The organism is Bradyrhizobium genomosp. III, from assembly GCF_000261705.1.
GTDB lineage: Bacteria > Pseudomonadota > Alphaproteobacteria > Rhizobiales > Xanthobacteraceae > Bradyrhizobium > Bradyrhizobium ottawaense.
In genome coordinates, this window is the sequence record NZ_AJQF01000121.1 from 1 (window position 1) to 13,367 (window position 13,367).

Below are 13,367 nucleotides of genomic sequence, written 5' to 3' on the forward strand. Positions count from 1 at the left end.
AGCAGGCCGCGCATCTGACCGTGTTCCAGCGCACGCCGAACTTCGCACTGCCTGCACATAACGGCCCGGCGCCATCGGACCGCATGAGCCTGCTGCAGTCCGATCGCCCGGCCTATCGCGAGCAGGCGCGCCAGTCGATGGCGGGCGTGCCCTATCCGCAGCAGACGGTCGTGAGCTGGCAATTGAGCGATGCCGAGCGTCGCGAGCGATTCGAACGTGCCTGGGCCGCCGGCGACCTCGTCCACATCCTGACCCAGCTCTGGGCCGATCAGGCCGTCGACGTCGACGGCAACAAGATCGTCCAGGACCTGATCCGCGAGAAGATCCGGGCGGCAGTCAAGGACCCCGAGACAGCGGCGGCGCTCACGCCGCACGATCATCCCTTCGGCGCAAAGCGTCCCTGCCTCGACACCAATTATTACGCCACTTACAACCGGCCGAACGTCACGCTGGTCAATCTGCGCCAGGAGCCGATCAAGGCGATCACGGCGAGTGGCATCTCCACGAACGGCCGCAGCGTCGACGTCGAAATCATCGTATTCGCGACCGGGTTCGACGCCATGACCGGCGCGATCCGCGCCGTGCATCCGATCACCGGGCGCGGCGGCAAGTCGCTGACAGATGTCTGGGCGCAGGGGCCGCAGACCTATCTCGGGCTCACCGTCGAAGGCTTTCCCAACTTCTTCATGATCACCGGGCCCGGCAGCCCGTCGGTGCTGTCGAACATGGCGGTGTCGATCGAGCAGCATGTCGACTGGGTGGTCGACCGGCTCGCCGCATTGCGCGATGCCGGCTTCACCACGATCGAGCCGACCGAGACGGCGCAGGCCGGCTGGGGCCGGCACATGGCGGACTGCTCGATGGTGACGCTGCATCGGCTCGCCAACACCTGGTACACGGGCGCCAACGTCCCCGGCAAGGTGCAGGGCCTGATGCCCTATACCGGCGGCGTCGGCCCCTATCGCAGCATCTGCGACGAGGTGGTCAGCCGCGGCATGCTCGGTTTCAAGCTCACCGGCCCTGGCGGTGCAGAGCAATGCAATGACGGCGAGGTGGTGCGGCTGCAGCCGGATGTGCGGCTGGTGCTGAACCTGCTCGCATCGCTGAACCTGCCGCAGATCGAGTCGATGGGCGCGCTCGGCGCGCGCGAGTTCGTGAACGAGTTCAACAAGGGCCGTCCCGCCGGGCGGCCGATCGGCGATATCGTCGATGGCACCCTCCCCGTCACCGATGGCGCGCTGCCATACCGCGTCTACAAGCCGGCAACGCCGGGACCGCATCCGGTCGTGGTCTATTTCCACGGCGGCGGCTGGGTGCTCGGCGACGAGCAGTCGGACGAGCCGTTCTGCCGCGACATGGTGCGGCGGACCGGCATGATGTTCGTCAGCGTCGGCTATCGTCACGCGCCGGAGCATCGCTTCCCGACCGCTGCCGAAGACGGCTATGCGGCCACGCGCTGGATCGCCGAGCACGCCACTGAGCTCGGCGGCAAGCCGGGCCCGGTGCTGGTTGCGGGCTGGAGCGCCGGCGGCAACATCGCCGCCGTCACCTGCCAGCTCGCACGCGACCGCGGCGGGCCGGAGATCGCCGGTCAGCTCCTGATCTGCCCGGTCACCGACTGCACCTTCGATCGCCCGTCCTATAACGACAATGCGACCGGCTACTTCCTGACGCGCTCGCTGATGTACTGGTTCTGGGACCTCTACTGCTCGCCGGCGGACCGCACCGATCCGCGCGCCTCGCCACTCCGCGGCAAGGTCGAAAGGCTGCCGCCGGCCTTCGTGACGACCTGCGAGTTCGATCCGCTGCGCGACGAAGGCATCGCTTATGCCGAGGCGATGGCGATCGCAGGCGTCCCGGTCGAGCAGCTCAAGGCGCACGGCCATTTCCACTCGTCCTTCACCATGGTCGATGTGGTGATCACGGGCGTCTCGGGCCGGGTGCAGATGGCGGAAGCCTTGCGGCGCTTTGCCGGGCTGCCGCCGGAGGTCAGCCGCGGTGACGAGCACGGCCACGGGCTAGCCAGCCCGGGGCGGAGAATCGCGGCGGCGGCGAGCTGATCATGACACCGCGGCCGGGAACCTTTTCCCGGCTGCTGCGTTGTGGCGTCGAGATGCAGCGACAGGTATGGGCCCCGGTACGCAAATCCGCGTGCTGGGGTGTTTTTTGCGTGAGGTGGGACGATGGGGGACGCGGTTGCGGAGTCAAAGGTCGATTTCGGTGCGCTTGCGGCCCTGCATAAATGGCCGTCGCTCGCAAACCAGCGCCGGCCGGACCGGGAATCATACCCGATAACGGAAGGCACTCTGGACGAGTGCATCTCGGCGTTCATGGGGAAGCCGGCCACGACCCGGCATCTCTATGAGATCCGGACAGCGGCACAGCCGCCGCTCGTGACCGGCATCCTCTCGCCCGAACACGTCATCGAGCTGTCGCGCTGGAGAGAATTTCTCTGACGGCGCTTCACATGCAGGCGCGTAGGAACTTTCTGCCGGTTCTTCCCGTTAGGGGAGATCGGAAGTCAAGGCGTGAGTGCCTCACATGCTTGCAGCTGGCGTACTACCCCCGGTCGTGCCCTACGGCGCAGACAAGACCCTGTTCGTGGTGATCGACCGCCTCGACCAGGCGACTGAGATTCGCATCGAGCGGAGCGATCTCGAAGCCACGATCGGCGAGTTCGTCGCCGGCTGCTTCAACGACCCCATCAAGGTGATTTCGTTCAACACGCTCGAACATTGGATGAAGGACATCTCGACCGACGTCGCCGGCGCGATAAAGGCACGCTGCGACATCTATGGCATAGAGCTGCCCGACTATCTCAGCGACTTCGTCGACAGCCATAGCTGAGGACACATCCACCTCATCGATTGCCTCGGCTCGCAGGAACAAAAAAAGCGCCGCTTCCGCGGCGCTTTTCGTGCGGCAACATTTTCAGTCGAGCATGATCTCTTCGGACAACCGCTTCGCGCTTCGCGCGAACGCGGCCCTCCGGGTCCGGATCATGCTTTAGTGGTGCCAGAACAATGCCAGCAGCAGAACGATCGGCAGCGGCACGCCAAGCAACCAAAGCAAAGCACCTCGTCCAAAACCCATGACGTCCTCCTCTTCAATCACTGTCATGACGCAGGAAAAAGGAAGAAGTTCCGCGCCTCTCAGCGAGGGCGAATGCGTTCAGCGCATGGATGCGGGAGTTAAGCGCGGCGGTGCTTGCCGGCGATGACCTCGATCTCGCGGCGGCGCTCGCCCGCGAAGGTCAGCAGCCTTTCGATCGTCAGCGTATCCGTGATCCGTTTGGCGAGCCGCTCGGCGCGCGCAGCCTGATCTTCGAGATACTGGATCGTGTTCAAGCGCCGCCTCCCCAGAAGGCTCCGAACCTGGAGCCCCGACTTGTTGGACACCCATGGTGCGACAGAGCAGCTAACAGCCGGTTAAGTGCGCGGGTCGATCTCGACGGGCCGGGCCTCATTGCACGACGTCGAGCCGGACATTGGTGATGCCCCTATCGACCATGCCGAGCGCCTCGGCCGCGGAAGGCGAGACGTCGACGACGCGTCCGCGGATATAGGGACCGCGATCGTTGACCCTGACGGTCACGAAGCGGCCGGAGGAAACGTCGGTGACGCGCAGCTTGGTGCCGAATGGCAGGGTCGGATGGGCCGCGGTCAATTCGTTCTTGTCGAACTTCTCGCCGCTCGCAGTCTCCGTATCCGAATAGAAGCTGGCAACGCCGTGCGAGGTCGCTTGCTTTGCATCGCCATCGGGAATGCGCACCCGGCTGACCGGCCTTGGATGCAGCGCCGCCACCCGGTGCGGCCGCTCGACCGCGGCCTGCCGGCCGGTGGCCGCGAGATCGGCCTTCTGGCGGCCGACCGGCGATTGCGCGCAGGCGGCGAGCGAGGCGGCCCCGACGATGGCCAGCAGCAGCCGGCTCGAGGTTGCCAGCGAAATCCGGGCAGTTTCGGCACGTGCAATGCGAGACATGATGCGCCCTCCGAACTGCACGGAATTTCGGTGGGCAATGAGGGCAGAACCTTGTCGGAACAAAAGCGGGCGTGGGGCCGCCGCCGTTTCGCGTCAGCTGTGACGATTCGACCACAGTGACGCGTCCTGAATCGGGACAGCCCGCCGCTGGCCGGCCCTCAGGATGAGGACGGAGTGTGCGGCAGCAGTCTTGACGGGCACCGATGCCGCTTAGCCTCATCCTGATGAGGAGACCGCGAAGCGCGTCGTCTCGAAGGACGAGGCGCGCGCTCAGCTGGCGGAAATGCCATATGCGATTGCCCTGACGGTGGCCGGCTCCAGCTCAGGCCGGAGGCGGGATCGCGCGCAGGACGTCCCTGAATATACCGAACTGGAGTTGAAACGCTTTCGGGCTGTAGTCCTGATAGTAACCCGCAGTCACTGCGACGACGAGATCGAGTTCCGGCACGATGCGGATCGACTGCCCGCCGCGCCCCAGCGCGCCGACCCAGGCGACCTTCCGGTCATTGAGGCGCGCTTGGCCGCGCCACCACAGATATCCGTAGGATTGATCGTCCGTCGCCTTGATCTTCTCCGCCGTCGAAGCCTCGATCCATGCCTTGGAAACGATCTGGCGGTCGTTCCAGCGACCGCCCGCAAGCACGAGTTGGCCGATCTTGGCCATGTCGCGCGGCCGCAGGCGCAATCCTCCTCCGGCATCGGTATCCCCCCTGTACCGGCCCCACGCCGTGCCGGTGATACCCAGAGGTTCGAACAAATTCTCGCGCGCAAATTCGTCGAGGGGACGTCCAGTCGCCTTGCGGATGATGGCCGACACAAGCGTGAGCGCGCCGGTGTTGTAGAAGAACTCCTGCCCTGCCGCGGCGGTCACGGGAAGACCGAGAACGTAGCGACACGGATCCCATGCCATATGCATCCGCGTCTCGTCATTGTCGTCGTCTCCCGTCGCGGGTGTCGCCTCGACCCACTTCAGGCCCATCGACATGGTGAGCACATGCGCCAGCCGGATGCGGTCCTTTTCGGGAGAACGCAAGTCGGACAGCTCGGGGAAGAAGCTGAAGATCGGCTCGTTGACGCCGCGTATCAGCCCGCGATCGATCGCAATCCCGACGACGAGAGATGCAACGCTCTTCGAAACAGACTTCATGTTGTGCAACGTATCGGCATCGAAGGCGATGGTTTCGACCCGGCGGCCGTAGATGTAGCCGGGTATCTCGTCGGCGCCCTTGAAGTAACGTTCGAACGCCAGCTTGCCGTCGCGGGCGACCAGAACTGCATGAATGTTGGCATCGCTTGATGCGAGCCGATCCCCCATCCTGCACAGCACGTCGCGGTTGACGAGCCCATCGTCGTTGACGGAGCCGGCAGGCCAGCCATCATCTCGCGCAAGCGGAACACCGCAGCCGCCAGATGGCTCCGCAGATACTGGCGGAGCGGAGAGCGGCGCCAGCGCGGCTGCCCCGAGAAGTGAAATGAACCGGCGGCGTCTCATCCAGGCTTCTCCTCATGTCCTTTGCGAGGCGGGGCAAATATCGACACGAGTCTCGCCGGATTCTGCCCCCTCCTCGAGAAGACGCGCGAACTCACGCCAATAGAGCCGTCGCCAAGTCGCCTTCAAGCTGGCGAGAAAATCGAGCTCTCGTTGCGTCAGCGTGCACATCGCGCTTCAGGCCACAAGGCCCCCCATCGGCTTGATGTCTGCGCTGCCGGGAAAGACCGTTTCCGCCAGCACTGTCTCTTCGACGCGCAAATGATCCCTCAGCAGGCCCTTGAGCACGGCGCGCAGATCGGTGGTCGGCTTGAGGTCGCGATCCTCGAACAGCTGCGCCGGCTTCAGTCCCGGCCAGTCCGCGATCACACGGCCGCCGGCGAGCCCGCCGCCGATCAGGAAGGCGACCGTGCCGGTGCCGTGATCGGTGCCCTGCGTGCCGTTGATGCGGGCGGTGCGGCCGAACTCGGTGACGACGGCCACCACCGTCTCCTTCCAGGCTTCGCCCATGTTGCTCTCGATCGCGACGAAGGCGCCGTCGAGCGCACCGAGCAGATTGTAGAGCTGGCCCGAGGCCGCGCCTTCCGCGATATGCGTATCCCAGCCGACGAAGCCCATGGCGCCGACGCGCGGGCCGTCGGGCTTGGCGAGATAGCGCGCGGCCGTGCCGGCGGCGTCTGCGAAGTAGGCGCGCACGCGTGCGATGCCCGGCGGCGCCAGGGTTGGATCGTCAGACATCGCCTCGCCCGTGCCCGGCGCCCCGCTGAGCGAAGCGAGCTTCATGCGCGCCTGCAGCACGGTCGCGAGCTTCGGGTCGGTGTGCTGGTAGAGATCGAGCAGGCGGCTCTGCGTGTCCTCGCTCGCCGGCAAGAGCCTTTGCGGCACCCACGTCATCACAGGCGCGGAGCCGCGCACCACCAGCGGCGTCACCGAGCCGATGCCGAGCGCGCGGCTACCGCGCGGGTCGACGCGGCCGCCCGATTCCAGCGCGAGCAGCGCGCGGTTGAGCCATCCCGAGCTGGTCATACCGGGCTTGACAAGCCCGCTCTCCAGCACGTCCTGGCCGTCGAAATGCGAACGCTCGCGATAGGGCGTGGCCGTGGCATGGACGATCGCCGCCTTGCCGCTCCTGTAGAGCCGGTGCAAATTCGGCATCGCCGGGTTGAGCGCGAAGAAGGCGTCGAGCGGCAGCGCCGGCGGCTTGCCGTCCAGCAGCAGCGCGCGATCGCCGCGCAAGGAGATCCAGTCGGGATCGCCGACCGGCGCGACGGCACCGAGGCCGTCGAGCGCGCCGCGCAGCACGATGACGAGCAGGCGCGGGTCGCGGCCTTCGGCGCGCGCGATCCTGGGCATCTGGCTCCATGCGAACAGCGCACCGGAGCCGACCAGAAGCTCGCGCCGCGTGGGCAGATGATTGACGCCCATGCTCACCTCCTCTGAAAATCCGCCGACATGAACAGCAGCGCCAGCGCCTGCTGCCGGCTCTCGGCGCGGCCGACCGCCTGCTTCACCTCGGCCGCGATCTCGGATGCAAAGACGTCCTCGACGATGGCTTGCGGATCGGCCATGCCGGATATGCGCTCGGCAAAATTGTTGGCGACGTCGAGCCGGCGGCCGACGCCGTCGATCCAGCTCGCTTCGTCATCCGGATATCCCTTGGGCGCGGACGGACGCCATAGCGGCTCGCCGAGCAGCTGCTGGCCGCCGGTGTAGAGGACGGGATCGACCTGCGTGATGCCGGTCGCACGCACCATGCCGACGACCCATTCGCTCGGACGCTTGAGCTTTGCCGGCGGCGCGCGCCACGCCTCGTCGGACGACACCATCGCGATCGCGATCTGCTTGAGATCGCCATCGGTCTCACGAAAACTCTTCGTCATCTGCTCGACCAGAGTGGGCGGCGGCGCGTCGGTGACGAAGTGGCGCGCGAGCTTGGTCGCGACATGGGTCGCGGTCGCCGGATGCGCGGCGAGATCGCGCAGCACGGCACGGCCCTGCTCGACATCCTCCTGCTCGTAGCGCTTACCGAGCACGGTCTGTCCGCCGGGCTCGTGCAGCCGCGGATTGAAGGTGAACTCGCCGCCATGTTGGGGATCGGCGCCGGGCGGCACCAGCGTCCAGCCGGTCATCACGTTGGCGAAGCTGATGACGTCGTCCTGGGTGTAGCCGGTGCGCACGCCGAGCGTATGCAGCTCCATGATCTCGCGCGCGATGTTCTCGTTGAGGCCGCGGTTGCGATTGATGCCGGCCGTCGAGTTGGCGCCCATCGTTTCCAGATTGTCGAGATAGAACAGCATGGCCGGATGGCCTTCGACGGCCAGCAGGAGATCGACGAAGCGGCCGAGCGCGTTGGCGCGAACCGCCTCGCGCTCATAGGCACCGGACATGCTCTGGATCTTGTTGGCCGAGATGCAGAAATGGTTGGACCAGAACCAGACCAGCCGCTCGGCAAAACCGATATCGGCCGTGAGCGCGGCTTCCGTGCGGAGCTTGGCTTCCTGCAGGTAGATCGGACGCCCTGGATCGGGAATGGCGTCGGCCGCCTGCTTCGCCGCCATCTCGGCCGCATCCTTTTCCTGGGCATAGCCCTGTGCCTGCCCCTCGGGCCGCGCCTCGGCCTGATCGCCCGAGCCAGCCGACGCCATCTGCTGCTTCTTGGCCTGCTGCTGCGCCTGCTTGGCCCGCGCGGCTCGCCGCGCATTGGCATCGGCCACGGTGCGATAGGCTTTCGCACTGGGGGGCAGAGCGCTCGCCGCGGTGAGCGCGAGCGGGCGGTCGAGCTCGGCGATCAGCGCGCCGCGCGGGTCGCTCCCGACGGCGGCGATCGATCCCGGCCGCGGCCCCATCCCGAAACGATGCAGAGCCAGCACGGCTTCGGCCCTTGCGGAATTGCTCATGGCGAATGTTCCGGCTCTAAGCTACGATTTGTAATGCTACTGACCGTAGCATTCAAGGCACTGGCCGACAAGCGGAGATTGCAGCACCTCCGTCACGACATCGGGAGCCGCCGGCGTCCCTAGAAATTCGGCCCGAGCGCAATCTTCGTGATGGTGTCGTTCCTGACGCCGATGCGCCATTCCGCCGAACCGTTGGCGAACTGGGCGATGTAGATGTCGCTGTCGAGCGCGGTGACGCCGCGGAAGGACACCGCGCGCAGCGCGCCGAGCCGCGCCAGGATCGCCTGGTCGAACGGCAATTGCTGGCGCGTGATGTCGGCCACTTCCGACGTCATGTGCGCGTAGTCCGGCTGCCCCCTGCCGACGCCCTCGATATAACGGCGCAGCATCTCCTCGCCATTGGCGATCGGAACGGCGCGGCGCGCGGCGCGGCCCGGACGTGCGCCGATAGCCGAGGCTTCGACATTGTGGAAGCGGGTCTGCCGCCCCGGCATCACGATCTCCAGACACCGTCCGGACTTGTCGGCGATCATCCAGGGATTGTTCACGGTGGTGGTGGTGAACCAGGTCATGTTGGGCCTGACGATCTGCGCCTTGCGATTGCCGTCCGCATCGAGATTGAAGACCTGGATGTCGTCGGCCAACTCGTTATAGAGCATGATCCTGATCGGCGAGGTGCCGGCGCGGCCGCGGACGCTCGCCTCCTCCGCGCAAGACACCATGCCGCCGATCTCGTCATTGCCGTCGGCGCGGAAGAACACGTCGCCGGCCTTGCCGTCCGGCTCGATCATCAGGCGAAATTCCGCGCTGCCGTTCGCGAACTTCACACCATAGATGTCATAGCCGCCGGGCCCGACGCCGCGGAAGAAGATCGATTCCACCGCGCCGAGCGCCACGAAAGTCGTTTGCATTTCGGCGAGATAGCGGTGGACCTTGGCCGCGAGCGACGCGCTCATGCGATCATAGTCCGGCGTGCCGCGGCGAAGATCCTCGATGCCGGCCAAGACCATCTCCTTACTGCCGGCCGCCGGCACCTGCTCCCTGAATCTGTCGGAGACCTTCGCGAGGCGGCGCGCGAAATCCGCCTCGACCGCCTGGGCCACCGCCGGGTCGACGCGGGCTCCCAGGCGGGCACCGAAGATGGCGCTCTGCACCAGCAGGCGCGACACTTTCGCCTGCTCGTCGCGCAGGAAGATCACGAGATGATCGCCGCGGAAGGAGAAGGCGTCGGTGCCCTCGGGGAGCACCTGCGTTGCGTCCTGGCCGGTCTCCCGCAATGAGAGACGGTCGCCGTCGCGGCGCACGGTGAGCACGCGGTTTGGCGCAATCCTGTACCAACCGACATACGGATCGAGCGATACCGGCTCGGCTCCCGCCGCCGGCATCTCGGCGACACGAACCGCACGAATGTCGCGGCCGTTCATGCGCAGCGTCAGCTCGGACGAGCGGCGCTCCGCATCGAGCGCGAAGGTGATCTCGCCGGACGAGGCCGCGTAGGTGGCCGTGCCGTCATTGCCGACCGTCAGGCGCAGCCTGCGCTGGCCGGTGAGCTGGCCATAGACCTCGTCGCCCTCGCGGAAGATGGCGAACACCGAGGCCGGACCCATGGCGTAGAAATTGACGAACGGGCGGTAATGCTGGGCAGGCACCTCGCCGGCATCCGCGGCCAGTGGCACCGCGTCCGGCGTGCGATAGGCGATCATGCCGGCGGACACGATCACCACCGGAACGATCGCAGCCGCGATCCACAGCCGCTTGCGCCAGCTGACCGCGACGGGCATCGCGGCAGCCGCGATGATGCGCTCGACACGGGCGCGCACGGTCGAGGCCCGCGCCATCGCTAGCTCGACCGGCCGTGGTTTCACTGTGCTGGCAAAATCGAGCAGGATTTCCGCATAGGACAGCCGGTCGTCGATCACCTCGATCGCCTCGGCGTCGCTGATGATCTCGGCGAGCTCGGCAAGGCGCGCGAGCTGCCACCACGAGAGCGGGCTGAACCAGAACACCGCGCGGTTGAGCGATGCCAGCAGGAGGACGTAGAAATCGCGATTGGCGACATGCGCGCCTTCATGCGCGAGCACCGCGAGGCGCTTCTTCGCGTCCCAGCCGGCGAATTGCGGCGGCACCAGAATGGTCGAGCCGAAGGTGACGGGGCCGCCGACATCGCGGCTGACGCGCACGTCGGCGGCGATCATCTGCAGGCCATTCATCGGCTTTGCAGCGCGCGCCAGACGCCAGGTCAGGCAGAGCCCGATCGCGAGCCGCAGCAGCAACAGGCCGGCGATGCCGGCATAGATGATGGTGGCAATGAGCCACCAATTGATCGAGAGCCCGCTTCTGGCTTGCGGCGCGATAGCAATGCCGGGCGCGACTGGCAGCGCGGGCTGCGGCGTCTCCGGCATCGAGATGTCGGCCGGCAGAAAATCATTCGGCACGACGACCGGCAAAGGCAGCCGGGTGATCGTGAGCGTCGGCCAGTGCATCACGAAGGGCATCGCCAGCGACGCCAGCAGCACGACGACCCACGCCGTCATGTGAACGTGCGGATTGCGCACGCGAAACAGATTGAGACCGAACCAGACGACGCCTCCCAGCACAAGGGAGCGCAGTGCCGCCTCCGCCAGAGTTGCGATCATTCTTTCTTCACTCCCCTCGCCTTCTTCGCCTTGGCCACCTGGTCGGCCAGCGTGCGCAATTGCTGCTGGTCGAGCATCTTGTTGTCCACCATGCCGACGAGGACCTCTTCCATCGAGCCGTTGCAGAACCAGTCGACGATGCGCTGCACCGCCTTGGCCGCAACCCGCGAGCGCTCTTCGGCCGCGTGGTAGACATAGGTGCGTCCGTCCACGGTGTGGTTAGCATAGCCCTTTTCTTCGAGCCGACGCAGCACCGTGCGCACCGTCGATTCCTTCAGACGCCGCGACAACCGCTCGCGCACGATTTCGGCCGTGACAGGACCATGGGCCCAAACCAATTGCATGACCTCGTGCTCGAGGTCGCCCAGTTCGGGCAAACGATCGTCCATGGCGGCTTACCTTGCGGATTGAGTTTTCTTGTAACGCTACAGATTGTCGCATATGCGGCCGCGCGAGGCAACGGCGATTCCACCTGTGATGGTGGCGCCGGGCTGACCTAATAGCCGCTTGAATTCAGAAGGTCGTCATGCCCGGGCTTGTCCCGCCTGCGCGGCCGAAGCCGCTTCGGCGAGGCGAAGGCCCGGGCATCCACGTTCTTCGTGCCACGGAGCACGGCGTGGATGGCCGGGACATAGGCAAGCGGAAGCGACGCCGTCCTTCGGACGGCTATGCCCGGCCATGACGGTGTGGAGGCACTCAGTAATGCGGCTCGTACATCTGCGACTGCACCAGAGCCTTGACGTCGTTGGGCGCGGGTCCGTCGGCGAGCCCGCGTTGATAGGCGACGTCGGCAACGGCCGCGGCGATGCGGACCGAGACTTCGCGGATGCGCGGCAGGGCCGGATAGAGGCTGCCCTGGGCGAGATCCTCCTTGCCGACGCAATTAGCGAGCGTATGGGCCGCCGCCATGAACATCTCGTCGGTCACCAGCTTCGAGCCGCTGGCGATGACGCCGAGGCCGACGCCGGGGAAGATGTAGGAGTTGTTGCCCTGGCGCGGCACGAAGCTGCGGCCGTTGAGCGTCACCGGATCATACGGACTGCCGCAGGCGAACAGCGCGCGCCCCTTGGTGTAGCGATAGGCATCCTCCGCCGAGCATTCGGCCTTCGAGGTCGGGTTGGAGAGCGCGAACACGATCGGCTGCTCGTTGAGCTCGGCCATCGCCTCGAGCACCTCGGGCGTGAAGGCGCCGCCGACCGCGGCAACCCCGATGATCGCCGTCGGCTTCAGCGTCTTGATCGCGGTGAGGAAGTCGGAGATCGGCGCCTGACCGGTGTGCGCATAGCGCAGCTTGTGACCGGAGAGGCCTTCGCGGCCGCCGACGACGAGACCGCGGGAATCCACCAGCCAGTTGCGCCGCAGTGCTTCGGCTTCCGAGGCGCCCTCCGCCATCATCGCGGACACCACGAGATCGGCGATGCCGGTTGCCGCTTCGCCTGCCCCTAAGAACAGGATCTTCTGATCCTTCAGCTTGCCGCCATTCACGCGCAGCGCCGAGAACAGGCCGGCGAGCGCCACCGCCGCGGTGCCCTGGATGTCGTCGTTGAAAACGCAGGCTTCATCCCGGTATTTGTGCAGCAGCTTGAACGCCGAATGATTGGCGAAATCCTCGAACTGGATCAGCACGCCCGGGAAGGTCTTTCGCGCGGCTTGCATGAACTCGTCGACGAAGCTGTCATAGGCCTCGCCCGTCAGCCGCCGCTCGCGCAGGCCGAGATAATAGGGATCGTTCAAAAGCTCTTCGTTGTTGGTGCCGACGTCGAGCACGATCGGAAGGCACGCCTCCGGATGCACGCCGGCGCAGGCCGAATAGAGCGAGAGCTTGCCGACAGGAATACCCATGCCGTTGGCGCCGAGATCGCCAAGTCCCAAAATGCGCTCGCCGTCGGTGACGACGATCAGCTTGGCCGAATAGGGCCAGTTCTTCAGAATCTCGGCGATCTGCCCGCGATCGCGCGAGGAGATGAACATGCCGCGCGGCCGCTGGAAGATCAGGCCGAATTTCTGGCAGGCAAGCCCGACCGTCGGGGTGTAGATGATAGGCTGGATCTCATCGATGTTGTCGACGACGACGCGGAAGAACAGCGCCTCGTTGCGGTCATGCAGCGCGTTCAGCGCGACGTATTTCTCCAGATCGGTCGGCAGCGTGCGCAGATTGGTGAGGACGCGCTGAGCCTGCGTCTCCATCGTCAGCACGCAAGGCGGCAACAGGCCGCGCAGGCCCAGGGCCTCGCGCTCCGCTTCCGTGAAGGCGGTGCCCTTGTTGAGCAAGGGATCGCGCAGCAATGTCATGCCTTGCGGCGAATCGGACGACGTCGATTGGGCAACGACCCGGGCAGGTCTATTCACGAATTCCCCCAAAAA

11 protein-coding genes are annotated in these 13,367 nt (G+C 66.0%); 3 read left to right on the forward strand and 8 right to left on the reverse strand.

Annotated elements, in window-relative coordinates:
* The 3 genes from IC66_RS0110615 to IC66_RS47090 form a co-directional block, all read left to right on the forward strand.
* Window positions 1-2,060 (forward strand): flavin-containing monooxygenase (locus IC66_RS0110615; protein WP_049806504.1); only part of this gene is annotated, 2,060 nt, incomplete at its 5' end.
* A gap of 123 nt (window positions 2,061-2,183) precedes the next feature.
* A complete protein-coding gene (locus tag IC66_RS0110620; RefSeq protein WP_028145416.1) occupies window positions 2,184-2,456 on the forward strand; it encodes a hypothetical protein in 273 nt (90 codons plus the stop codon).
* 85 nt (window positions 2,457-2,541) lie between these two features.
* On the forward strand, window positions 2,542-2,847 hold the full coding sequence (locus IC66_RS47090) for a hypothetical protein (protein WP_038947598.1): 306 nt from the start codon (window positions 2,542-2,544) through the stop codon (window positions 2,845-2,847).
* Window positions 2,848-3,191: 344 nt separating this feature from the next.
* Here the strand turns inward: IC66_RS47090 and IC66_RS47680 are convergent, their stop codons facing one another.
* The 8 genes from IC66_RS47680 to IC66_RS0110670 form a co-directional block, all read right to left on the reverse strand.
* Window positions 3,192-3,347 carry a hypothetical protein gene (locus IC66_RS47680; RefSeq protein ID WP_018319756.1) on the reverse strand — a complete coding sequence of 52 codons (156 nt, stop codon included), beginning with the start codon at window positions 3,345-3,347 and terminating at the stop codon, window positions 3,192-3,194.
* A 115-nt stretch (window positions 3,348-3,462) separates the two neighbouring features.
* The gene (locus IC66_RS0110640; protein WP_038947599.1) at window positions 3,463-3,981 is read right to left on the reverse strand and encodes a septal ring lytic transglycosylase RlpA family protein; all 519 of its coding nucleotides are present in this window, start codon (window positions 3,979-3,981) and stop codon (window positions 3,463-3,465) included.
* A gap of 322 nt (window positions 3,982-4,303) precedes the next feature.
* Window positions 4,304-5,473 carry a serine hydrolase domain-containing protein gene (locus IC66_RS0110645; RefSeq protein WP_028145419.1) on the reverse strand — a complete coding sequence of 390 codons (1,170 nt, stop codon included), beginning with the start codon at window positions 5,471-5,473 and terminating at the stop codon, window positions 4,304-4,306.
* Between the two features lie 174 nt (window positions 5,474-5,647).
* Window positions 5,648-6,895 carry a DUF1501 domain-containing protein gene (locus IC66_RS0110650; RefSeq protein WP_038947600.1) on the reverse strand — a complete coding sequence of 416 codons (1,248 nt, stop codon included), beginning with the start codon at window positions 6,893-6,895 and terminating at the stop codon, window positions 5,648-5,650.
* A 2-nt stretch (window positions 6,896-6,897) separates the two neighbouring features.
* Window positions 6,898-8,367, reverse strand: coding sequence for a DUF1800 domain-containing protein (locus tag IC66_RS0110655; protein WP_038947601.1), 1,470 nt, complete (start codon window positions 8,365-8,367; stop codon window positions 6,898-6,900).
* A 119-nt stretch (window positions 8,368-8,486) separates the two neighbouring features.
* Complete coding sequence (locus IC66_RS0110660) at window positions 8,487-11,003, reverse strand: M56 family metallopeptidase (RefSeq protein WP_038947602.1); 2,517 nt, start codon at window positions 11,001-11,003, stop codon at window positions 8,487-8,489.
* Window positions 11,000-11,392 (reverse strand): BlaI/MecI/CopY family transcriptional regulator, encoded by a 393-nt coding sequence (locus tag IC66_RS0110665; protein ID WP_028145423.1) that lies wholly within the window; start codon window positions 11,390-11,392, stop codon window positions 11,000-11,002. Before IC66_RS0110665 ends, IC66_RS0110660 begins: the two co-directional genes overlap by 4 nt.
* A gap of 307 nt (window positions 11,393-11,699) precedes the next feature.
* On the reverse strand, window positions 11,700-13,352 hold the full coding sequence (locus IC66_RS0110670) for an NAD-dependent malic enzyme (protein ID WP_080670331.1): 1,653 nt from the start codon (window positions 13,350-13,352) through the stop codon (window positions 11,700-11,702).
* Window positions 13,353-13,367 lie beyond the last annotated feature (15 nt).